The sequence below is a fragment of the Streptomyces sp. NPDC002004 genome (assembly GCF_053593975.1).
The window spans coordinates 217983-240756 of the sequence record NZ_JBSFDP010000004.1 but is presented as its reverse complement, the minus strand read 5'-3'; the positions used below and the strand labels follow the sequence as shown (position 1 = coordinate 240756).

General features: G+C 73.0%; 16 protein-coding genes, 4 tRNA genes and 1 other RNA gene. 9 read left to right on the top strand and 12 right to left on the bottom strand.

Annotated features, from left to right (window positions below; all coding sequences use genetic code 11):
• Positions 1-52 precede the first annotated feature (52 nt).
• The 5 genes from ACWCP6_RS09460 to purS all read right to left on the bottom strand — a co-directional run bounded on the left by ACWCP6_RS09460 (position 53) and on the right by purS (position 5515).
• Positions 53-847, bottom strand: a complete 795-nt coding sequence (locus ACWCP6_RS09460) for a sterol carrier family protein (protein ID WP_450931944.1) — start codon at positions 845-847, stop codon at positions 53-55.
• A gap of 46 nt (positions 848-893) precedes the next feature.
• Positions 894-2168 (bottom strand): hypothetical protein, encoded by a 1275-nt coding sequence (locus ACWCP6_RS09455; protein WP_450931779.1) that lies wholly within the window; start codon positions 2166-2168, stop codon positions 894-896.
• A gap of 145 nt (positions 2169-2313) precedes the next feature.
• Entirely contained in the window at positions 2314-4563 is a 2250-nt protein-coding gene (purL, locus tag ACWCP6_RS09450) for a phosphoribosylformylglycinamidine synthase subunit PurL (RefSeq protein WP_450931778.1), read from the bottom strand.
• On the bottom strand, positions 4560-5249 hold the full coding sequence (gene purQ / locus ACWCP6_RS09445; RefSeq protein WP_450931777.1) for a phosphoribosylformylglycinamidine synthase subunit PurQ: 690 nt from the start codon (positions 5247-5249) through the stop codon (positions 4560-4562). The genes purL and purQ overlap by 4 nt, the downstream gene beginning before the upstream one ends.
• Positions 5246-5515, bottom strand: a complete 270-nt coding sequence (purS, locus tag ACWCP6_RS09440) for a phosphoribosylformylglycinamidine synthase subunit PurS (protein WP_450931776.1) — start codon at positions 5513-5515, stop codon at positions 5246-5248. The genes purQ and purS overlap by 4 nt, the downstream gene beginning before the upstream one ends.
• Positions 5516-5846: 331 nt before the next feature.
• Here purS and ACWCP6_RS09435 point away from each other — a divergent pair, with 331 nt between their 5' ends.
• From ACWCP6_RS09435 to ACWCP6_RS09400, 8 genes are all read left to right on the top strand, one after another.
• Positions 5847-6188: a histone-like nucleoid-structuring protein Lsr2 gene (locus ACWCP6_RS09435; protein ID WP_450931775.1), complete on the top strand. Its 342-nt coding sequence runs from the start codon at positions 5847-5849 to the stop codon at positions 6186-6188.
• Between the two features lie 652 nt (positions 6189-6840).
• A tRNA-Gly gene (locus ACWCP6_RS09430) sits at positions 6841-6912 on the top strand.
• 79 nt (positions 6913-6991) lie between these two features.
• A tRNA-Gly gene (locus tag ACWCP6_RS09425) sits at positions 6992-7064 on the top strand.
• Between the two features lie 212 nt (positions 7065-7276).
• Entirely contained in the window at positions 7277-8374 is a 1098-nt protein-coding gene (locus ACWCP6_RS09420) for an ABC transporter ATP-binding protein (protein ID WP_450931774.1), read from the top strand.
• Positions 8371-9180, top strand: a complete 810-nt coding sequence (locus ACWCP6_RS09415) for an ABC transporter permease (RefSeq protein WP_450931773.1) — start codon at positions 8371-8373, stop codon at positions 9178-9180. Before ACWCP6_RS09420 ends, ACWCP6_RS09415 begins: the two co-directional genes overlap by 4 nt.
• A gap of 15 nt (positions 9181-9195) precedes the next feature.
• A complete protein-coding gene (locus ACWCP6_RS09410; RefSeq protein ID WP_450931772.1) occupies positions 9196-10491 on the top strand; it encodes a sensor histidine kinase in 1296 nt (431 codons plus the stop codon).
• Entirely contained in the window at positions 10488-11138 is a 651-nt protein-coding gene (locus ACWCP6_RS09405) for a response regulator (protein ID WP_450931771.1), read from the top strand. Before ACWCP6_RS09410 ends, ACWCP6_RS09405 begins: the two co-directional genes overlap by 4 nt.
• 30 nt (positions 11139-11168) lie before the next feature.
• Positions 11169-11241, top strand: a tRNA-Gly gene (locus ACWCP6_RS09400).
• 57 nt (positions 11242-11298) lie between these two features.
• Here the strand turns inward: ACWCP6_RS09400 and ACWCP6_RS09395 are convergent.
• From ACWCP6_RS09395 to ffs, 6 genes are all read right to left on the bottom strand, one after another.
• Entirely contained in the window at positions 11299-12213 is a 915-nt protein-coding gene (locus tag ACWCP6_RS09395; protein WP_450931770.1) for a phosphoribosylaminoimidazolesuccinocarboxamide synthase, read from the bottom strand.
• 239 nt (positions 12214-12452) lie between these two features.
• Positions 12453-13961: a N,N-dimethylformamidase beta subunit family domain-containing protein gene (locus tag ACWCP6_RS09390; RefSeq protein WP_450931769.1), complete on the bottom strand. Its 1509-nt coding sequence runs from the start codon at positions 13959-13961 to the stop codon at positions 12453-12455.
• Positions 13962-14321: 360 nt separating this feature from the next.
• Positions 14322-16508, bottom strand: a complete 2187-nt coding sequence (locus ACWCP6_RS09385) for a hypothetical protein (protein ID WP_450931943.1) — start codon at positions 16506-16508, stop codon at positions 14322-14324.
• 377 nt (positions 16509-16885) lie between these two features.
• Positions 16886-18145: a phosphoribosylamine--glycine ligase gene (gene purD, locus ACWCP6_RS09380; RefSeq protein WP_450931768.1), complete on the bottom strand. Its 1260-nt coding sequence runs from the start codon at positions 18143-18145 to the stop codon at positions 16886-16888.
• 178 nt (positions 18146-18323) lie between these two features.
• Positions 18324-20711, bottom strand: coding sequence for a DNA polymerase III subunit gamma and tau (locus ACWCP6_RS09375; RefSeq protein ID WP_450931767.1), 2388 nt, complete (start codon positions 20709-20711; stop codon positions 18324-18326).
• 246 nt (positions 20712-20957) lie between these two features.
• Positions 20958-21052: signal recognition particle sRNA small type (gene ffs, locus ACWCP6_RS09370), an RNA gene on the bottom strand.
• A gap of 72 nt (positions 21053-21124) precedes the next feature.
• Here ffs and ACWCP6_RS09365 point away from each other — a divergent pair.
• A tRNA-Ser gene (locus ACWCP6_RS09365) sits at positions 21125-21212 on the top strand.
• A gap of 132 nt (positions 21213-21344) precedes the next feature.
• Here ACWCP6_RS09365 and ACWCP6_RS09360 read toward each other — a convergent pair.
• Positions 21345-22774: cytochrome P450 (locus ACWCP6_RS09360; protein WP_450931766.1), on the bottom strand; the 1430-nt coding region annotated here is incomplete at its 5' end.

Below are 22774 nucleotides of genomic sequence, written 5' to 3'. Positions count from 1 at the left end.
GCCGATCCGGGCACAGGGCCCCGGGCCCCGCGCCCTGCCGCGCCGGGAGCGGCTACTCCATGATCGGCAGCAGGCCGCTCAGATCGGCCCGCTCCCCGCTCGCGCCGACCCGCGCCGCCTCCGTCTCCGTCGCCCAGTCCGTCCGTCCGGTCGCGAGCCGCACCCAGGTGAGCGGGTCGGTCTCGACGACGTTCGGCGGGGTGCCGCGGGTGTGCCGGGGACCCTCGACGCACTGGACGACCGCGTACGGCGGGATCCGCACCTCGGTCGACCCGCCGGGTGCCTTCGCGGCCAGCGCGTCCGCGAGGAACCGGGTGCAGGCGGCCAGCGCCTGCCGGTCCAGGGGGAGGTCGAGGCCGGCCGCCCGGTTCAGGTCGTCCGTGTGGACGACGAGTTCGACGGTCCTGGTGACGAGGAAGTCGGCGAGCGTCATGGCGCCCATGCGGCCCGCGAGCAGCCGTTCGTCGGGCGCTCCGGCCAGGCGCTCGGCGATGCGGTCGGCGGTCCGTGCGTACAGCGCGCCGAGGTCGGTCTCGTCCAGGGCGACCGCGCGGATGCCCTCGGCGTTGGCGCCGGCGAACCGGGCGGTCGCGAACGGGTAGTCCAGCAGCGCGAGGTCCCGGCGCGCCGGCGGGTCCTGGTCGAGGGCGCGGCTGACCGCCTCCATCGCCATCGCGATGTGCACGGCCAGTTCACGGACCGTCCAGTCGCCGAGGTGCGCGGGGCGCCCGAGCTGTTCCTCCGTCAGGGACCCCACGGCGTCGCGCAGGCGCCCGAACTGGGCCAGCACGGCGGCACGGATCTTGGCGGAGTCGTAGCTGCGGGTGCGCTGTCGGGCCGGCATGATCCTCAGCCTAGGCCGTCCCGGGGCAGTCCCGGAGACCGTTTTCCCGTCAGTCCTTCCCGGAGAAGTCCGCGGCTCCGGGGAAGCGCACCTGGGTGCAGCCGCGGCGCCGGGCGACGTCGGCCACGTAGGCGCGGAAGACCTTCTCGTACGCGGGCCTCACCAGCCGGTCGTACTTGTAGGACAGCGTCAGCGTGTGCACCGCGGGCCTGCCCCGGCACACGGACGACGCCCACCACTCCGAGTCCGCGCCCCGGCCCGCGGTACCGGTCCCGGCGCCGGTCGGGGTGTCGGTGATGCCGCCGGGATGGTCGCTGAGCCGGACGTCACGCGCGTCGTCGCCGAACCAGGTGTGGAAGGACGCCCAGTAGTCGCCGGTGTCCTCCGGATACGCGTATTTCTTGTCCTCGCGGGACCCCTTCCATCCCGACCACAGCGCGCCCGCCCTCGCGCTGCCGAGCACGAGCCCGCACCGCTCGTGCCAGGCCTTGGGATCGGTGCGGCTCTCCAGGACCTGGTCGGGCATGTCGTGCCGGTCCGCGAATCCGCCGTCGCGGAACCAACGACAGGTGCCGCCCGCCCCGGCGGCCGGCGCGGTGCCGTCCTTCAGGGCGGGTATGTGCCGCGGCGCGTCGGGCAGCCGCTCGTGGCAGCCGAGACGCTCGGCGAACCGGTTCGCCGTGAGCACCGCCGTCTGCGCGAGCGTGTCCCGGTCGCCCTGGGAGAGCTGGCCGTTCACCGTGAAGGGCGGACCCGGGTCCGTCAGCCGGGCCGACGCCCACAGGGACGAGATGTCGACGTTCCCCCATCTGCCGTCCGTGCAGGGCAGTTCGACCGACACCCCGTTCTCCGTGACAAGCCCCGCGATACCGCCGCCGAGAGGCTGCAAGGGATACGTGCGGCCGTCCCCCCACCGGTCCACCAGCCGGTCCACCGGGTCCTCGGGGTGGGCCGGCGGACCGCCCGGCAGCACACCCACCGCACCGGTGAAGAACCACCGCTCCCCGCTGCTCGTGCCGTACTTCTCGCCCGCCTCGGTGCTGAAGATCTCGCAGTCCTGCGGCATGTCGGCGTCCAGCTCGACGGTGCCCTCGTCGGCCACGCGATGGCTGATGCTCCCGCCCGCCGGGGACAGGGCGAGCACCCGGCCGGGAGGTACCAGCCCGGCGCAGGCCTCGTCGATCCGGGCGCGGTTCGCGAGCACGGTCCAGAGGTTCCAGCCACCCACCGCGATGCCGCCCACCGCGGCGACGACGCACAGGGCGTTCAGTGCCCTGCGCAGCCGCGCACGGCGCGTGCCCGTCCGCTGTTCCGTGTCCGGCACACAGCCCCCCTCGACTCGTCGGCCCCGCAAACTAGCAGCCGCGACGGCGAGTCCGGCAGCCGTGCCCGCATGGTGGAGCCGGTCTGGGACGTACGACGGCCCCGCCCGGGGAACGGGCGGGGCCGGGTGCCGAGGTGACCGGGGATCAGGCCAGCAGTGCCGGGATGGTCCCCTCGTGCGCCGTGCGCAGCTCGCTCAGCGGGAGCGTGAACTCGCCCTGGACCTCGATCGCGTCGCCGTCGACGACACCGATGCGGGTGACCGGGAGGCCGCGCGCACCGCACATGTCGTTGAAGCGGACCTCTTCGGAGCGCGGAACGGCGACGACCGCGCGGCCCGCCGACTCCGAGAACAGGAAGGTGAAGGCGTCCAGGCCGTCCGGGACGACCAGGCGGGCGCCCGTGCCGCCGCGCAGACAGGACTCCGTGACGGCCTGGACCAGACCGCCGTCGGACAGGTCGTGCGCGGCGTCGATCATCCCGTCGCGCGATGCCGAGATCAGGATCTCGGCGAGCAGACGCTCGCGCTCCAGGTCCACCCGCGGCGGCAGACCGCCGAGGTGGTCGTGGATCACCTGCGACCAGGCCGAGCCGCCGAACTCCTGGCGGGTGTCGCCGAGCAGGTAGAGCAGCTGGCCCTCCTCGCGGAAGGCGATCGGCGTACGGCGCGAGACGTCGTCGATGACGCCGAGGACCGCCACGACCGGGGTCGGGTGGATCGCCGTCGCACCGGTCTGGTTGTAGAGGGAGACGTTGCCGCCGGTGACCGGCGTGCCGAGCACCTGGCAGGCGTCCGCGAGACCGCGGGTCGCCTCGGCGAACTGCCACATGACCGCCGGGTCCTCGGGCGAGCCGAAGTTCAGGCAGTCCGAGACGGCGAGCGGCCTGGCGCCGGCCGTGGCCACGTTGCGGTAGGCCTCGGCGAGGGCGAGCTGCGCACCCGCGTACGGGTCGAGCTTCGCGTACCGGCCGTTGCCGTCGGTCGCCACGGCCACACCGAGGTTGGTCTCCTCGTCGATGCGGACCATGCCGGAGTCCTCCGGCTGGGAGAGCACCGTGTTGCCCTGCACGAAACGGTCGTACTGGTCCGTGATCCAGGACTTCGACGCCTGGTTCGGCGATGCGACCAGCTTCAGGACCTGCTCCCGCAGCTCCTCGGACGTCGCCGGGCGCGGCAGCTTCGCCGCGTCGTCGGCCTGGAGCGCGTCCTGCCAGGACGGGCGCTCGTACGGCCGCTCGTAGACCGGGCCCTCGTGGGCGACGGTCCGCGGCGGTACGTCGACGATCTGCTCGCCGTGCCAGAAGATCTCCAGCCGGTCGCCGTCCGTCACCTCACCGATGACGGTGGCGATGACGTCCCACTTCTCGCAGATCTCCAGGAAGCGGTCGACCTTGCCGGGCTCGACGATCGCGCACATGCGTTCCTGCGACTCGCTCATGAGGATTTCCTCGGGCGAGAGGGTCGCGTCGCGCAGCGGAACCGTGTCCAGCTCGACGCGCATACCGCCGGAACCGGCGCTCGCGAGCTCGCTCGTGGCGCACGACAGGCCCGCGCCGCCGAGGTCCTGGATGCCCGCGACCAGCTTCTCCGCGAAGATCTCCAGGGTGCACTCGATGAGCAGCTTCTCCTGGAAGGGGTCGCCGACCTGGACGGCGGGCCGCTTGGCCGGACCCGTCGACTCGAAGGTCTCCGACGCCAGCACCGAGACACCGCCGATGCCGTCGCCTCCCGTACGGGCGCCGTACAGGATGACCTTGTTGCCCGCGCCGGACGCCTTGGCCAGGTGGATGTCCTCGTGCTTCATCACGCCCACGCACAGGGCGTTGACGAGCGGGTTGCCCTGGTAGCACTCGTCGAAGACGACCTCGCCGCCGATGTTCGGCAGGCCCAGGCAGTTGCCGTAGCCGCCGATGCCTGCGACGACACCGGGCAGCACGCGCTTGGTGTCGGGGTGCTCAGCGGCACCGAAGCGCAGCGGGTCCATCACGGCGACCGGGCGCGCGCCCATCGCGAGGATGTCGCGGACGATGCCGCCGACGCCGGTGGCCGCGCCCTGGTAGGGCTCGATGTAGGACGGGTGGTTGTGCGACTCCACCTTGAAGGTGACCGCGTAGCCCTGGCCGACGTCGACGACGCCCGCGTTCTCGCCGATGCCGACGAGCAGCGCGTCGTTCTCGGGGGCCTTCTCGCCGAACTGCTTCAGGTGCACCTTGCTGCTCTTGTACGAGCAGTGCTCCGACCACATGACGGAGTACATGGCGAGCTCGGCACCGGTCGGACGGCGGCCCAGGATCTCCCGGATGCGCTCGTACTCGTCCTGCTTGAGGCCGAGTTCCTTCCAGGGCTGCTCGACCTCGGGGGTCTCGGTGGCGTGCTTGACCGTGTCGAGCGTCATGCGCTTGCCCTCTCGAGGACGTTCTTCAGGATCGAGGTGAAGAATCCGAGGCCGTCCGTGCGGCCGGTCCCGATCAGCGGCTCCACCGCGTGCTCGGGATGCGGCATCAGACCGACGACGTTGCCCGCCTCGTTCGTGATGCCGGCGATGTCGCGGAGCGAACCGTTGGGGTTGCCGTCCAGGTAGCGGAAGGCGACCCGCCCCTCGGCCTCCAGCATGTCCAGCGTCCGCTCGTCGGCGACGTACCGGCCGTCGATGTTCTTGAGCGGGATGGAGATCTCCTGGCCCGGCGTGTAGTCCGAGGTCCAGGCGGTGCGGTCCGACTCCACCCGCAGCTTCTGGTCGCGGCAGATGAAGTGCAGATGGTTGTTGCGCAGCATCGCGCCCGGAAGCAGATGGCTCTCGGTGAGCACCTGGAATCCGTTGCAGATGCCGAGAACCGGCATTCCGGCCTTCGCCTGGTCGATGATCATTTCCATCAGCGGCGAGAAGCGCGAGATGGCACCTGCGCGCAGATAGTCGCCGTAGCTGAAACCGCCGGGCAGTACGACGGCGTCGACCTGCTTGAGGTCCTTGTCCCGGTGCCACAGCGGCACCGCCTCGGCGCCGGCGACCCGGACGGCGCGCTGAGTGTCGCGGTCGTCAAGAGTTCCCGGGAAGGTGACGACTCCGATACGAGTGGTCACGATCCCACCCGAGCGGATTCAGCCTCTTCGACCTTGATGACGAAGTCCTCGATCACCGTGTTGGCGAGGAAGGTCTCCGCCATGCGGTGAATACGGGTGAGGGCGGCCTCGTCGACCGGCCCGTCCACCTCGAGTTCGAAGCGCTTTCCCTGACGGACGTCGGAGATCCCCTCGAAGCCGAGGCGCGGCAGCGCACGCTGCACCGCCTGTCCCTGGGGGTCGAGGATCTCCGGCTTGAGCATGACGTCGACTACGACGCGTGCCACGGGCACTCCCGGTGGTGTGGTGCTGAGCAGGTCCCTTCAGACTACCCGTACAAAATTTCTACGCGAGTAGACCCGTAGGTTCCTACGAGACCTGGATCACGTACGCACCCGGCACAACGATGGACTTTCGCGGAAAATCCTGGGAAAAATCTCGGATCCCAATCCCTACGGACACGCGGACGGATTTAGTTTTGCTTCCCCTTGCAATGCCGGGCACTGTACAAAGGAAATGGCAATAGTCGATACTTTGGCCCTGAACAGCCGAACAGCCGACATCACCGCACGTCATCGCACGTCATAGCAGTGATGCCGCACGAAGGGACCGATATTCGTGGCGCAGCGTGTCGTGGTCACCCTCTACGACGACATCGACGGCGGGGAAGCGGCGGAAACGATCGCCTTCGGCCTGGACGGCAAGTCGTACGAGATCGACCTCAACCAAGCCAATGCGAAGAAACTGCGGAAGGCGCTGGCGCCCTACTTGCACGCCGCCCGGAAGCAGACGGGCGGACGCCGCGGCTCCGGCACCGGCAAGGCGCGTGTCCTGACCCACACCGCGGTGGCCCCCGATCCGGCGGCGGTCCGCGCCTGGGCGCGCTCGCACAAGATGGACGTACCGCCGCGGGGACGGATCCCCAAGAAGGTGTACGAGGCGTTCGAAGCGGCGAACTGAGGCCCGGCCTCGGGGCATCCCGGCGCCCGGACCCGGCCTCCTGCGGGAGCCGGAAGCTCCGGGGCTCGAAGCCCTCGGAGGCCGGCTTCCGCACCTCCGGCCACGGACCCCGGCCCCTCTACGGGCCGGGGTTTCGCCATGCCCATGCGGGGCCACCCCGGGGCTGCGGCGTCCGAGGGGGCGCCGCTTGTGCGGCGCGTCCGGGGTCGCGGCCGCCTTCGCGGCGGGGGGCGCGGTCGCGTCCAGGTAAGCGGTGTCCGGGTGGTGCGCTTCTCGTGCGTCGTGCGTCGTGGGTCGGGTGCGTGGCCGGACCTCCGTCCTCGGACCGGCGCGCCGCCGTCACCCGTTCAGCCACTCGGCACTTGCGCGCCGGCCACTGCGGGCGGAGGTCCCGTCCGCCCGCTCCCGCCGGACGGCGACTGTCCCGCCGTCGGGGTGCGCCGATGTCCCGCCGTGGGGGTGCGCCGACGATGTCCGGCCGGTCGACGCGGGACCGTACCCCCGCAAATCACTCGAACCGATCCGTACCGGGCGGAGCGGGCGGCCCCATCGGGCCGCCCGAGCAGCCGACTTGCGCTGCACCCCTGTTGATCAGCTAAAGTCTGGAGCACGCCGAGGGGCGAGGCCGAAAGGCCGGGCCTCACGGAGTCACGCGGGTGTAGTTCAGTAGTAGAACAGCTCCCTTCCAGGGAGAAGGCGCAGTGTGCAATTCCTGTCACCCGCTCTGCACCGTTTACCGAGCACTCTTGTGGATCAGGTAGGCTGGTGCTCGCACCGATCGGTGAAAGCCGTTCGGGAGCAATGCGGACGTAGCTCAGTTGGTAGAGCGCAACCTTGCCAAGGTTGAGGTCGCGAGTTCGAGCCTCGTCGTCCGCTCGGGAAAGAAGCCCCGGTCCTCAGGACCGGGGCTTCTTCGTTGTCGGCGGCCACCTCCCGCTCGCGCCCCGGCCCCTTTCCCCGTTGCTTTCCCGGCCCACTCCGCTCACCGGGCGACTTCGACAGCACCGCGCCCTCCCCTGACATTTGTCATGGCAGCCGATGACGGCGCGCACTGCCGACCCCTCCCGCGCCGGGGGACGCTCGACGGCATGAAGAGCGAAGAGACCGACCGCCGAGTGATCGACGTCACCGATCTGCGGCGCAGCTACGCGGGCGGCTTCGAAGCGGTCCGCGGGGTGACGTTCTCCGTGGCACGCGGGGAACTGTTCGCGCTCCTCGGCACGAACGGCGCCGGGAAGACCTCCACCGTCGAGCTCCTGGAAGGCCTCGCCGCGCCCACGGCCGGCCGGGTGCGGGTGCTCGGGCACGACCCCTGCACGGCACGTGCCCTCGTCCGGCCCCGTATCGGCGTGATGCTCCAGGAGGGAGGCTTCCCCTCCGAGCTGACCGCCGCCGAGACCGTCGGCATGTGGGCGGGCTGCACCAGCGGCGCCCGGCCCACCGGTGAGGCCCTGGAGATGGTGGGGCTCGGCGGACGGGCCCACGTACGCGTCAAACAGCTCTCCGGCGGGGAGAAGCGCCGCCTCGACCTGGCCCTCGCGCTGCTCGGCCGCCCCGAGGTGCTCTTCCTCGACGAGCCGACCACCGGACTCGACGCCGAAGGGCGCCGCGCCACCTGGGACTTGGTGAGCGAGCTGCGTGCCGCCGGCACCACCGTGCTGCTCACCACCCACTACCTCGAGGAGGCCGAGGAGCTGGCCGACCGGCTCGCGATCCTGCACAAGGGGCGCATCGCCACCGAGGGCGCGGTCGCCGAGGTCGTCGCCTCCCAGCCCTCGCACCTCTCCTTCGAGCTGCCCGACGGCTGGCACCTCGGCGACCTGCCGCCGCTCGGCGCACTCGGCGTCACGGGCCACGAGACCTCGGGCAGGACCGTTCGGCTGCGCACGCACGAGCTGCAACGCGCCGCGACCGGACTGCTGTTGTGGGCCGAACGCGCCCGGATCGAGCTGCGCGGACTCGACATACGCTCGGCGTCGCTGGAGGAGGCGTTCCTGCGGATCGCCGAGCAGGCGGACGACGCCCCCGACGGCACCGGGCGGTACGGGCCGGAGGACGACCCCGACGGCAGCGGAGAGGACGGCGGCCCGAGGGACGCCACCGCACGGCGGGCTCCCAGGCAGGGCGCCCCCGCACGGAACGCCGCCCTGCGGAACGGAACCGCAGCCCGGGAGGCGAGGGCATGACCGCGACCGCACCCGCGCCGGGGCCCGTGACCGCCGTCGGCCGCGTCACCGCCGCCGGGCGCCTGCTCGCGCTCGGCCGCACCGAACTGACGCTGCTCGGCCGCGCCAAGGGCACCCTGTTCACGGCCCTCGTCACCCCGGTGATCGTGCCGCTGAGCCTGCACTCGATGGTGAGCCAGCAGAACCTCAAGGCGTCCGGGCTGTCGGTCGGCACGGTCCTGCTGCCCGCCGCCGTCGGCGTGTCGCTGGTCTTCGCCGTCTACTCGGCACTCGTCACCACCTTCGTCTCCCGGCGCGAGGAACTCGTCCTCAAGCGGCTGCGTGCCGGCGAGCTCCGTGACCCGGAGATCCTCGCGGGCACCGCGCTGCCCGCCGTCTGCGTGGGGCTGCTCCAGAGCCTCGTCCTGATCACGGGCTGCTGGGTCCTCCTCCGTCCGGGCCCGCCCCGGGCACCCCATCTCGTCGTCCTCGGGCTGCTGTCGGGGTTCGTGATCTGCGCGGCACTGGCCGGGGTCACGGCGGCCCTGAGCCGTACGACGGAGAGCGCCCAGGTCATGAGCATGCCCCTGGTGGTGGTCTCGATGATCGGATCCGGGATCACCGTTCCGCTCGAAGTGCTGCCGGACCGCCTGGCCTCCGTCTGCGAACTCCTGCCGCTCACACCGGTGATCACGCTGATCCGCGGCGGCTGGACCGGCGCGCTGTCCGGGACCGGCACGCTGCAGGCCCTCGCGACCGCGCTGGCATGGGCCGCGCTCGCGGTGTTTGCTGTACGACGGTGGTTCCGGTGGGAACCACGGCGCTGAACGGGGGGCAACGGGGTGATCGGGCGCATACGGGGGTGGCACCGGCACGGCTGGCTGGAGCGGAGCAAGGTCGAGCGCGTGGAGCTCCAGAGCATGGTCATGCTGCTCAGCGGGATCTGGGTCTTCTACGTCAGCTGGCTCCTGATGCCCCTGTCGTCGGGCCTGCACCACACGCCCCTGGGACTCGCGCTCGGCGGACTGCTGCTGACCGTCACGGCCGGCGAGACCGCGTACTGCCATGTGCTCATCCGGCGCGCGGTCGACCACTACCTCGGCCGGACCGAGCAGCCCGTCCGGGAACTCGCCGTGTCCGGTGCGCTGACGGTCGTCTCGCTGCTGGTCGTCGTGGGGCTCGCCGCGGTCGAGGTCGTGGACGGCTGGGCCCTCGCGCTGATGATCCTCGCGGTCGTCCTGCCCTTCGGGATGGCGTACGCGCTGCTGGTGCCCGTGCGGCTGTTCCTCGCCCGTGCCGCCCTGTCGACGGTGCCCCTCGTCGGAGCCTTCGCGCTGGCCGGGACACGCAACGGGGAGTTGGCCTCGGTGGTCTTGACGGTCGCCGTGGCGGCCGGGATGAGTCTGCTCATGTCGCGCTGCGGGGCCTGGACCCTCGCGGTGATGTGGGAGGCCGAACGGGCCCGGGACGTCCAGGCACGGCTCGCCGTCGCCGAGGAGCGGCTGCGTTTCGGCCGGGACCTGCACGACGTGCTCGGCCGGAACCTCGCGGTGATCGCGCTCAAGGGCGAGCTCGCCGTGCAGCTCGCCCGGCGCGGACGCCCGGAGGCCGTGGAGCAGATGATCGAGGTCCAGCGCATCGCTCAGGAGTCGCAGCGGGAGGTGCGCGAGGTGGTGCGCGGCTACCGTGCCGCGGACCTCGCCGCCGAACTCGCGGGCGCCCAGGGCGTCCTCACGGCGGCCGGCATCGACTGCACCGTCACGGGCTCCCCGGCCGGTCTGCCCGCCCCCGTCCAGTCGGTCCTCGGCTGGGTGGTCCGCGAGACCACGACGAACGTCCTGCGCCACGGCGACGCGGCCCGGTGCACGGTCACGCTGCGGACCACGGAGGACCATGCGGTCCTGGTCGTGGAGAACGACGGGGCAGGAGGGTCGGAAGCGACGGATGTGACGTCCGGTGGCTCAACTGGCTCCGGACTCAGGGGTTTGCGGGAGCGGCTGTCGGTGGTGAGGGGAACGTTGGAGGCGGGGCCGGTGGGTGAGGAGTGTTTTCGAGTGACGGCTGAGGTTCCACTTCCCGCGCCGCCCGGCAGCACCGCCGCCGGGCGGCGGGACGGCGCCGACGAGGCCGTACGGTGACGGCCGCGCAGGCGCTGGGCGCCTCGGAAGTGGCCGGGAACCGTGTCCGGGTGCTGCTCGCCGACGACGAGCACCTCATCCGCGGCGCGCTCGCGGCCCTGCTGGCCCTGGAGGACGACCTCGTCGTGGTCGCGGAGGCGGCGTCAGGACCGGAGGCGCTCGCCATGGCCCGCGCCCACGCCCCCGACGTGGCGGTGCTCGATCTTCATATGCCCGGCGCCGACGGTGTGAGTGTCGCCACAGCCCTGCGGTCCGAACTCCCCGGCTGCCGCACCATGATCGTGACCAGTCACGGCCGCCCGGGCCACCTCAAGCGCGCCCTCGCCGCCGGTGCCCGCGGCTTCGTCCCGAAGACGGTCAGCGCCCAGCGGCTCGCCGAGATCATCCGCACCGTGCACGCGGGAAACCGCTACGTCGACCCCGAGTTGGCCGCCGACGCGATCTCCGCCGGCGACTCCCCGCTCACCGCGCGTGAGGCCGAGGTCCTGGAACTCGCGGCCGACGGCGCACCCGTCGCGGAGATCGCCCGGCGCGCTGCGCTGTCGCAGGGGACCGTGCGCAACTATCTGTCGTCGGCCGTCTCGAAGCTCGGAGCCGAGAACCGGCACGCGGCGGTTCGTCTCGCTCGCGACCGCGGTTGGGTATAGTTGCACTCGCGCCGACAGCAGACGGCGCATGCGGACGTAGCTCAGTTGGTAGAGCGCAACCTTGCCAAGGTTGAGGTCGCGAGTTCGAGCCTCGTCGTCCGCTCGGGAAAGAAGCCCCGGCACCCTCTCGGTGCCGGGGCTTCTTCGTACTCCGTGGCGGTCACGCCCAGCCGGTGCCGGTCAGCCGCTCGTAAGCCTCGATGTACTTGGCGCGGGTCGCGTCGACCACCTGCTGCGGAAGCGCCGGGGGCGGCTGCTCGCTCCTGCGGTCCCAGCCGGACTCCGGCGAGGTCAGCCAGTTGCGCACGAACTGCTTGTCGTACGAGGGCTGGGCGTGCCCCGGCTCCCAGGAGACGGCGGGCCAGAACCGCGACGAGTCCGGCGTCAGCACCTCGTCGGCGAGCGTCAGCCGGGCCTCGCCGCCCGGGAGGTCCTCGAAACCGAACTCGAACTTGGTGTCCGCGAGGAGGATCCCGCGCTCCCGTGCGATGTCCCGGGCCCGCGCGTACACGTCGAGCGTCATCTGCCGCAGCTGTGCGGCGGTCTCGGCGCCGACCTGCCGGGCGACCTCCTCGTACGACACGTTCTCGTCGTGCTCGCCGACCGCCGCCTTGGTCGCGGGCGTGAAGATCGGCTCCGGCAGCTCGGAACCGTCGACCAGTCCTTCGGGCAGCGCCAGACCGCAGACGGTGCGCGACTCCTGGTACTCCAGGAGGCCCGAACCCGTCAGATAGCCGCGCGCGACGGCCTCGACCGGGACCATCCGCAGCGACTTGCAGACAAGGGTGCGGCCGGCCCAGTCGGCGGGTGCGCCGGCGGGCAGGTCGGTGCTCAGCACATGGTTGGGGACCAGGTCGGCAAGCTGCTCGAACCACCACAGCGACAGCCGTGTGAGGACCCGGCCCTTGTCGGGGATCTCGGTGGGCAGCACCCAGTCGTAGGCGGACATGCGGTCGCTGGCGACCATGACGAGGTCCCCCGCCTCGTTCCGGTACAGCTCGCGCACCTTGCCGGTGTGCAGATGCACCAGACCCGGAACCTGGATCGGCTCGGGCTTTTCAACGAATCCGGACACGGTTCCTCCCCGTGGTTCTGTCCAAGTGCCTCGATTCTCCCGTATCCGAGGGTCGGCTTCGGCCACGGGTCCGCTGGAGCGGAGGGATGCCCTCCGCCCCGCGGCCGACCGGGCGCATACAAACCGCCCGCTACCCGGTCGGTCAGGCGGGCGCAGCCCGTGCGCTCCCCGGTGGGCGGCGGGCGCACGCCGTGCGCCCCGCGGTCGGCCCGGGCGGGGGCACGCCGTGCGCCTCGCGGTCAGTCGCGCTTGCAGATGCGGTCGAGGAGGTTCGCGGTGGCCCGCTGGACACGGGCGTCGACATGGCCGGGCCGGTCCAGCGCGGGCGACCAGGCGAAGGTGCCCGAGGCGAAGACCAGGGCGCCGGACGGGGCCCGGTAGAGCGAGGTCTCCTGATGCCGGAGCGCACCCTCGCCGTCCCGGTACGGCGAGTGGGAGAGCAGGATGCGGCCCTGGTGCTCGGGCAGCAGGGTGCGCGGGTAGTACCGGTCGGCCTCCCCGGCCACCAGCCCCGTCAGCTCGTCCCCCTCGTGGGCGCCCGTCGCCTCCCACAGCCAGTGCTCGGCGTTGCGGACGATCAGCGGATGCGGCTCCGGGACCCGGCCCGCGTACTGGATGCCGAGCAGCTGTTGCTCGGGCCGGTCGATCTCCCGCCACAGCGCTGGCCTGCCCGGACCCCTGCGCTTGCGGCAGGTGAGCAGCCGGTCGGGGCGCCCGGAGGGCGACGGGGCGAGCTCCACCTGCCAGTACATGGTGTTGGCGGACAGGAAGACGAGGGACGTGCCGCCGTCGCGGGCCAGCTCGACGGTGCGGCGCATCGGGACCGACCAGTACTCGTCGTGCCCGGGGAAGACCAGCCCGCGGTAGCGGGTCGTGTCGATGCGGCCCGCGTGCAGATCGCGGGTGTCCGCGTACGCCAGGTCGTAGCCGTAGCGCTCGGCCCAGCGGATGAAGTCGTATGCGTGTCCGACGTGCAGGGGGAGTCCCGCGCCCGCGTAGGGCCGGTCGAAGGAGACCGTGACCGCGGCGTCCTGCTCGCCGAGCAGCCGGCCGTGCTCGTCCCACGCGTGGTAGAGGCTCGCGCCGGTGCGGCCGTCCTCCGGGTAGAGGTTGTAGGCCTGCCAGGTGACGTCGGGCAGGACGAGCAGCAGGTCCGCCGGGCGGTCGTCGCGGACCGTGAACGGGATGTGGGACCGGTATCCGTCGGCCGTCGTCAGCACCGCGACATAGGCGCCGACGGCGCAGTACGAGGGGATCTGCCAGCGCCACGACAGCCACCAGTGGTGGCAGGAGACCGTACGGTCGGCGGTGAGCGGGGGCGGCTGGACGATGCCGGCGAGGCGGGGGCTGGCGGCGGTCTTCGAGGCGCCGTCGCCGCCGTAGTGCCCGATCCGGTAGATGTCGACGCTGAACTCCTGCGGCGGGTCCACCGTGATGTGGAAGTCGATCGCCTCACCGGGGGCCGCGGCGCCGGGGGAGACGAAGCCCTTGATCTGCCGGTGCACGTCGTCGGCGGTACGCGGACCCGTGGCGGCGCGCGCACCGGCGCCGCCCGTGGAGCGGGGGTGCGGGATGCCGGCGGCGCCGGGGGCCGGGGCGTGGTCCACGTACCAGGGCACGACCTGGCCGGTGTCGTCGAAATAGTGCTCGCTGCCGCGCAGCCAGGGCAGGGGGCCCTGTCCGAACGGGTCGCTCACCGCATGCGCCAGCGCGCCCGACTCCCAGCGGCGGATCTGCTCCGGCCCCATCGTGCTCCCCTCCCCAGCGCCCCCGAGGTCCTGTTACGGTCCGCATCCGCCGGTCGATGCCACGCGGTGCCCTGTCGGCGACCGCTCCCGCCCTCCCCTGACGACCGGCCACCCGTACCCAGCACATCACATAACGCATGCATTCCGTCACCGTTCGTCGTTATTCGACGGTGTCGTTCGGCGACGATCCCCCTGCGGAGTGCCGCCGCGCGACGACCACCGCGGAGCCTTCCGGCGACGGACCGCCGCACGAGGTACCGGCCGGCGACGGACCCGCTCGGGCTGCCGGCCGGGCCGGCGACGCCTTCGGTGGTCCGGCCACGGCCCGCCGTCGGCCGCTGTCCCGTCCCCCGGCGCGCCTCACACCAGCCGTACCGGTTTCTCGGGGCGCACGCCCAGGCCGGCGAGCCAGCCCCGCAGGGGGCCGGGGTCACCGTCCTCGACGAGGGTGAGCACCCGTGAGACGAGATCGGCGGCGCGCTCCCCGTCGACGAGCAGCGACGGGCCGTCGAGCCAGTCGAGGCCCGGGGCCGCGCCCGCGGTGTCTATGGCCGCGCAGCACACCATCGCCGTGACGTGATCGGCGAGCAGTTCCCTGCCGGTACGCGGCGCCTGCAGCGGGAACAGCGGCACGCCGTCGTCCCACAGCGCGTCGGGACCCGATCCGGGCGGTCCGTGCACGACGGGACGCAGGGGCGGGGCGGCGGCCTCCTCCCGCGCCACCTCCGCGCTGAGGCCGGCGGCGAGCAGGGCGCCCGGCCCCTCCACGTCCTCGCGGTCCTCGGCGTCGAAGACGCGCCGGGCGGCTTCCCGGTCGAACGCGTCGGAGCCGGGCTCCGCCGGGTTCGGGGACTCCTCGGGCGTCCCGCCGACGTGCCGCGAGCCGTCCGCCGTGGTGCCGGGGACGTGGTGCCGCGCATCGTCCGCCGTGGTGTCAGAGGCGGAGTCGGGACCCAGGTGGGGGGCCCCGCCCGGACCGTGACCCGCGGTGTCGGACCTCGGGTCGAAGCCGTGCGCCGCGCCGTTGGCCGCGGCCTCGGAGACATGCCTGCTGCCGTGCGACGCCCGGCCGGGATCCTGCGCCGCGCCGTCGTGCCCCGGGGCCCCGCGCACGGCGTCCGGCCCTTCGGCGCGGTCCGGTGCCGCGTACCCCTGGCCGGCGGCCGACGGGGCGGTCTGCGCTGCCCACCCGGCGCCCTGCGCCCCCGGCCGGCCGGACTCCTCCGCGGGCTTGGTGGTGAGGTGGTCGATGACCCGGGACAGGGTCGGACCTGCGGAGCGGACCGATGCCGGGTCGCCGGTACGGCATATCCCCAGGGAGTCGAGAACCCGGTGGAGACGGGCCGCGTCGGTGCGCCACTTACGGTCGACGACCTCTTCCGGGTACGCCCCCCAGTCGACCGGTGCCCAGTCGGGGCCCGGCTCCGCGGGGCCGCCGTGGAACAGACGGGCCGCCAGCAGGGAGGCCGCCTCGTCCACCAGGCCCGGCTCCTCCAGCAGATCGCACGCGGGACGCTCTCCGAGCCGGGAGGCGAACCCCTCGGCGAGCCGGTCCCGGCGGGACAGCTCGGTCAGCGCGGCCACCACACCCGCGTCGAGCCGGGACGGCCATCGGCCCATCCGCCACGCGGGCAGCGCGACCCGGGTCAGCAGCCGGTCCCACCCGGCGTAGGCGAGGCCCACCTGCTCCTGGGCGACGATCCGCAGCCCGTAGTCCACGGCCTGTGCGCGCTCGGCGGCGGCCGCCGCGACCCCCCGCTCCATCTCGCCCGCATGCCCGCGGCAGCTGCGCAGCAGCAACCGGGCCACCCAGCCGACGCCACCCAGCGCCGCACGCAGCAGCGGCCCGCGCCCCGGCGCCGCGCTGACGGCCACCGCAGCGTCCAGGCCTCGCACGAAACGCCGGGCGAGCGCTATGTCCGGGTGCGCGGAGGGTCCGGTGCCGGCGACGACCGGGGCGAGCACCGCGCGCAGCTCGCCGACGCGCATCCACCACAGGAAGGGCGAACCGATGACCAGTACGGGAGCGATGGGCACCCGGTGGTGGGGCGTACCCCCGCCGCGTATGCCCTGGGGGGCAGACGCCCGGCCTTCGGCGCCTGTCGCGGCCTTGCGGCCGCCCGCGTCCTCGGCCGGTGTGCCGTGCGACGGATGGGTGCGGTCCTCGAGCCAGCTGTCGCAGTCGGGGGTGAGCGCTATGGCCGAGGGCGTCGGCACGTCGAGCCGGTCGGCCAGATCGCGCACCAGCCGGTACAGATCGGGGGCCGCTTCCTCGGTGATCGGCACCGTGGGACTCACGGCGGGCCGGGCGCGGGCGACCACGACGGCGATACCCGCCGCGGCGAGCAGCACGACCAGCCCGACGGTGGTCGTGATCCAGCGGGCGACGTCCCAGCCGGGACCGACGAGATGCCCGGAGCTGCCGCCCGCCAGCAGCACCACGGCCACGGCCGCGGGCAGCAGGGCGACGGCCAGCGCCCTGCTGCGTACGCGCAGCACGGCGAGGGCCCGGGAGCGCGCAGCCTGCGCGCCCACCTCCACACCCATACCGGACACGAGTCGAAGTCACCCCCTGATGCCCGCTCGACATAGCCCGCGCGGCATGTGCTGTCCAAGCCACCGCCGACGGACTCCCATGGCGTTGCTCACTCCCCCACTGTGGCACCCGCCACTGACATCGCAATGCCGGTGGGCCAAGTGCCGGAACGCTTGCGCCGCACCCTAGTTGGGCCCTTGGCCCCCGTCAGCCGGATGGGGCAGCGATCACTCGATGGAATGGCTTTGGGCAAAGGTGAGCAACGCTCAGGCCCTGAACCGACTGAGGGTTCAGGGCCTGAGCGAAGAGCTTCGGGCCGCGAGCGCCGTGCCCCCTCCGACCTGCGGATACCGTGGTGGGGGGCGTCCGCCGGCGGTACGCCCGGGGGTTACCGCGGCTGCGCGCCCGCCGCCTTCGCCGCGATGTCCGTGCGGTGCTGGGAACCGTCGAGCCGGATACGGCCGACTGCCGCGTACGCACGCTCGCGGGCCTGCGCCAGGTCCGTACCGGTCGCCGTCACGGACAGCACACGGCCGCCCGCGCTCACGACCGCGTCGCCGTCCCGCCTGGTCCCCGCGTGCAGGACGTACGCGTGCGGCGCGTCCTGCTCGGCGACCGTGCCGAGGCCGTCGATGGGGTCGCCGGTGCGCGGCGTTCCGGGGTAGTTGTGCGAGGCGATGACGACGGTCACCGCGGCCTCGTCGCTCCAGCGCAGCGGCGGCAGATCGATGAGCGTGCCCTGCGCGGCGGCGAGCAGCACCCCGGCGAGGGGGGTCCTGAGCCGGGCCAGGACCACCTGGGTCTCGGGGTCGCCGAAGCGGGCGTTGAACTCGATGACCCGTACACCGCGCGAGGTGATCGCCAGACCGGCGTACAGCAGCCCCGAGAACGGCGTGCCGCGGCGGCGCAGCTCGTCGACCGTCGGCTGCAGGACGGTGTCCATGACCTCTTCGACGAGCTTGGGGTCGGCCCACGGCAGCGGCGAGTACGCGCCCATGCCGCCGGTGTTCGGGCCCTCGTCGCCGTCGAGGGCGCGCTTGAAGTCCTGCGCGGGCTGGAGGGGTACGACCGTGGTGCCGTCGGTGATCGCGAACAGGGACACCTCGGGGCCGTCGAGGAACTCCTCGATGACGACGCGGTCGCAGGCGTTCGCATGGGCGCGGGCCGCCTCGATGTCGGCGGTCACCACGACGCCCTTGCCGGCCGCGAGACCGTCGTCCTTGACGACGTACGGGGCGCCGAAGGCGTCGAGCGCCTCGTCGACCTCGTCCGGGGTGGTGCAGACGTAGCTGCGGGCCGTGGGTACGCCCGCCGCGGCCATCACGTCCTTCGCGAAGGCCTTGGAGCCCTCCAGCTGCGCGGCCTCCCCGGAGGGGCCGAAGCAGGGGATGCCCGCCTCGCGCACCGCGTCGGCGACCCCGGCGACAAGGGGTGCCTCCGGGCCCACCACGACGAGGTCGGCGGCGAGCCCGGTCGCGAGCGCGGACACGGCGGCGCCGTCGAGCGCGTCGACCGCGTGCAGCTCGGCCACCTCCGCGATACCGGCGTTGCCGGGGGCGCAGTGCAGCGCGGTGACGTCGGGGTCGAGGGACAGAGAGCGGCACAGGGCGTGTTCGCGGGCGCCGCTGCCGATGACAAGGACCTTCACAGGGGTCAAGCCTAGCCGTCGGGGACGGGTGGCCCTTGTAGGGGCTACCGAAGGCCCGGCCGGGCGGGCTTCGTACGAATCTCCGACGGATGCCGGACGTGGGGGCGCGCAGCGGGGTGCGCGTCCGCCGGAACGCCGGGATTCCGGCGCCACCGCAGAAGCGGCGCCGGGAACACGGCTATTCGTTCTGGAACTCCTCGACCACCGTCGCGCCCAGTTCGCGGACGATCAGGTCGTGCCCGGAGAGGGCGGACTCGTCGAGGTCGGGGTCGTCGTCCTCGGGGATGTCGTCCTCCAGCGAGACGCCGGACGGCTCCGGGGCGTACGACGACGAGGCCGGACGCGGCGGCGGAGTGGACGACGACGGGCCCGAAGGGGCCGTGGACTGCGGCGCGGGCCCGGGGGCGGGACGCGCGGCCGGGGCGGGTTGCTGGGGGGCGGGACGGGACGCGGCCGAGGAGCCGCCTCCGCCGAACCCCGGACCCGCGGCGGGCGGCGGGGCCGCACCGCCCGACGGGTCGACGATCGCCTCGATCTTCCACTGCACGCCGAACTGCTCGCTCAGCGCCTGCCGCAGGACGTCCTCGCTGCCGCTGCTCGCGAAGTTGTCCCGCGCGCCCGCGTTGACGAAGCCGAGCTGGAGCGTGGTGCCGTCGAAGCCGGCCACCTGGGCGTTCTGGCTGAGCAGGATCCAGGTGAAGCGGCGGCGGTTCTTGACCGACTCCAGGATGTTCGGCCAGAGGACACGGGGGTCCAGGCCGCCCGCGGCGGGGGCGGCCGGAGCGGCTTGGGCGGCCGGGGTCGTGGAGGGCGCCTGTGCGGCGGGCCGCGCGGGGGCCGGTGCCGGGGCCTGCGGGGTCTGCGGGGTCTGCCCGCCGCCCGCCTGGGCGGCGGTCGGCCAGCCACCGGGCCGTCGCTCCCCGGCGGCCGGGGCCGCGGGGGAGGCCGGTGCGCCCGATGCGCCGGAGCCGCCCGGCCAGGCGCCGGGGCGGGACGCACCCGTGTCCCCGGTGGGAGCCCCCGTGGCGCGCTGCGGTTCCGCGGCGCCGGAGGCCGCCCCGGAGGCGGGACCGCCCGTGGCCGGTCCCGTTGCGCCCGCCGCGCCCGTCGCGCCGACGGACGCCGGGGAGGCGCCCTGTGCAGCGGGTCCGGACTGCGCAGCGGGTCCCGACGGCGCGCCGGCGCCCCCGGCACCACCGCCGCGTACCGCCGCACGCGCGGCCGCGGCCCCGCCACCCGCCGGAATCGCGCCCGCGTCGCCCGCGCCCGCACCGCCGGCCACGGGTGCCATCCCGTGCGCGTCCGGCCCGGGGACGTACCCCATGGCGGGCCCGGTCCCGGCCGGCGTGAACTGCGCACCGGGCAGGCCCTGGCCGCCGGCAGCGGCGGCCGCGCCGAGCGCGCCCCCGGCGCCGCGTTCCAGGCGGTCCAGCCGGGCCATGACGGCCCGCTCGTCGCCGTACGCCGCGGGCAGCAGCACCCGCGCGCAGATCAGCTCGAGTTGCAGCCGGGGCGACGTGGCCCCGCGCATCTCGGTGAGCCCTTCGTTGACGAGGTCGGCGGCGCGGCTCAGCTCGGCGGCGCCGAAGACGCCCGCCTGGGCCTGCATCCGCTCGACGACATCGGCCGGGGCGTCGATCAGCCCCTTCTCGGCGGCGTCCGGAACGGCCGCCAGGATGACGAGGTCGCGCAGCCGCTCCAGCAGGTCGGCGACGAACCTCCGGGGGTCGTTGCCCCCCTCGATGACCCGGTCCACGACCTCGAAGGCGGCGGCGCCGTCCCCCGCGGCGAAGGCGTCCACGACGGAGTCGAGCAACGACCCGTCCGTGTACCCGAGCAGCGAGGTCGCCATGGCGTACGTCACACCGTCCGCCGTCGCACCCGCGAGTAGCTGGTCCATGACGGACATGGAGTCACGCACGGACCCGCCGCCGGCCCGCACGACGAGCGGAAGGACCCCGTCCGCGACGGGGATGTCCTCCCGGCCGCAGACCTCGGCGAGGTAGTCGCGCAGCGTGCCGGGCGGCACCAGCCGGAAGGGGTAGTGATGGGTCCGCGACCGGATCGTCCCGATGACCTTCTCGGGCTCGGTGGTGGCGAAGATGAACTTGAGGTGCTCCGGCGGCTCCTCGACGACCTTCAGCAGGGCGTTGAACCCCGCCGACGTGACCATGTGGGCCTCGTCGATGATGTAGATCTTGTAGCGGCTGCTCGCCGGGCCGAAGAAGGCCTTCTCCCGCAGGTCACGGGCATCGTCGACACCACCGTGGGACGCGGCGTCGATCTCGATGACGTCGATCGAACCCGGGCCGTTGCGCGCGAGGTCCCGGCAGGACTGGCACTCCCCGCACGGCGTCGGAGTGGGACCTTGCTCACAGTTCAGACAGCGGGCCAGGATCCGCGCGCTGGTCGTCTTGCCGCATCCGCGCGGACCGCTGAACAGGTACGCGTGATTGACCCGGTTGTTCCGCAGCGCCTGCTGCAACGGGTCGGTGACATGCTCCTGCCCGATGACCTCGGCGAACGACTCCGGGCGATAGCGGCGGTACAGCGCGAGAGACGACACGCATACGAGGTTATAGGCGCCCGCCGACAAACCGGCCCGCCCCAGTGGGCCCACCTCTGCCCCAGGACCGCCTGCGCACCCGGGTCGGCGGTCGGACACCGGCCCACCCGGCCCCCGGCCGCGGCCCGGACCCGGCGGAAGCTATACCGAGAAGACCCGGCGAGAGGACCGGTTCCCCGGCCGCCCGGACTCGGCGGAAGCGGGCTGCGCACCGGCACTCCACGGCCCGTGGAAGCCGCCGCACACGCAAACGCCCCCCACGCACCCGCCAGAGCCGACCTACCCTTGCTGCCTTCCGGCCCTGGGGGAGTTCAGTCAGATAGCGCCACGTGAGGGGCTCCGCACAGGGTACCCGATCCTGGCCCCGGGAACGAGTTCGCGAGCACTCCTCCGCGTCATGTAATGTTTCCGGCGGAGGATTCGCCTAGAGGCCTAGGGCGCACGCTTGGAAAGCGTGTTGGGGGCAACCCCTCACGAGTTCGAATCTCGTATCCTCCGCCAGTGCCTCACCGGGCACGATGTCGAAGGGCCCCACCGCTTGCGGTGGGGCCCTTCGACGTTGTCCGCCCGGGTTTCCGTCCCAGTTGGCTCTTTTCTCGGTGCCGGGCGCTGCGAACAGAAGGCAGGACCGCCTCAGCCGCGCGAAGTGGCACGCAGGCGCAAGCCGACCGTTGCGAGACCTCCGAAGGTGGCGACCTGGAAACCGGGTTCCGGTCCGGGCGGCTCGCTCAAGTGGTAGCGGCGGGCGGTCTGCGCAGTCAGGAGCGTCAGCATCGCCATGGCCAGAGCGACCCCTTCGCAGCCGTGCGGCCCGGTACCGAAGGAGAGGAAGACCCCGGGTTTCGCCGGCGAGCCCGAACCGTCGAGCCAGCGCTCGGGCTGGAACTGGTCCGGCTCGGGGTGTTCCCGTGCGTCGCGGTGGGCGGTGTAGGGGCAGACGAGAACGGTGGAACCGGCATCGATGGTGTAGCCGGCGAGCTGAGTCCGGCGCGTGGCGCGCCGGGTCAGCAGCCAGCTCGGGGGGTGCAGCCGGAGCACCTCGCGCACCAGTGCCTGGGTGTATTGCAGGCTGTCGAGGTGGGCGTTGGTCGTCGCGGCCGGGTCCGCGGGCAGCAAGGCGGCTTCGGCCGCGACGCGGTCCGCTGCCTGGGGGTGCCGGGCCAGGTGGAGCAGGATCCATCCGGCTGCCCGGGAAGGTGTCTCGAAGGTGGCGACGGTGATTCCGGGAAGAGTGTCCAGGACGGCCTCTTCCGACAGCAGGCCGTAGCGGGCGGAGGGCTGGAGCATCTGTCCCAGCACGTCGTCACCGAGCCGGCCCGATGAACGGCGCCGGCGGACGACGGGCCGCAGAGCGTTCGTGAAGGCGACTTGCTGCCGTGTGCGGAACCGCCGTGCCGGTGTGGGGATCCAGCGCGGCCACACCCAGCGCGAGGGGCGTACGAGCACCTCCCGGGCCAGGAAGAGCTGTGAGGCAAAGGGCAACAGGGTGGGAGCGTCCTCGGAGAAGAGGTAGTGCACGCCGATCTCTGCCAGGGCGTGCCGGACCGGGGGCAGAATCTCGACGTCCTGGCCCACGGGCCACTGGTCGGCGAATCGGGCGGCCCCGGGCGCAATCTCACCGATCCGGGCTGCGACCGCGTGCGCGCGCAGTCCGCGCATACGGGCGGCGTGAGCGTGGGCGCGCTCCTCGGGCGTCGGTGCTCCGCTCGACCGCTTCAACGGCGGGAAGAGAGGCGAGGGTGCCTTGGGGAAGTCCTGCGCGCGGCGCAGGACGTCTTCGCACGGCCCGGCCGTAGCGGCCACGAAGACACCCGGCTCCAGCTGCCAGACGTCCCCGCACTCGTCAGCGCCGCGGCGCGCCAGTGCCAGCCGGTCGCGGCTCCAGGCCGCGAAGCCGCCTTCGGGCAACCGCGGCGGCTCGTTCGTTCGGCCCATGAGATCGTCCCTGGCTCTCGCACCTGTCCAGGCCGATGTCGTCGGCAGCGTGGCTGGGAGGGTGCCGAGCTGTTCGGCGGCGGTCAGCAGCGCGGCGGTGGCGGCGGCCGGTCCCCCGGCGCCCGGCG

What these genes read in the sequence shown, in the direction of transcription:
- purL (WP_450931778.1), bottom strand. Translation starts at nt 4,563, where the DNA reads ATGACGCTCGACACGGTCAAGCACGCCACCGAGACCCCCGAGGTCGAG.
- ACWCP6_RS09420 (WP_450931774.1), top strand. Translation starts at nt 7,277, where the DNA reads ATGAAGAGCGAAGAGACCGACCGCCGAGTGATCGACGTCACCGATCTG.
- ACWCP6_RS09415 (WP_450931773.1), top strand. Translation starts at nt 8,371, where the DNA reads ATGACCGCGACCGCACCCGCGCCGGGGCCCGTGACCGCCGTCGGCCGC.
- ACWCP6_RS09390 (WP_450931769.1), bottom strand. Translation starts at nt 13,961, where the DNA reads ATGGGGCCGGAGCAGATCCGCCGCTGGGAGTCGGGCGCGCTGGCGCAT.
- ACWCP6_RS09385 (WP_450931943.1), bottom strand. Translation starts at nt 16,508, where the DNA reads ATGGGTGTGGAGGTGGGCGCGCAGGCTGCGCGCTCCCGGGCCCTCGCC.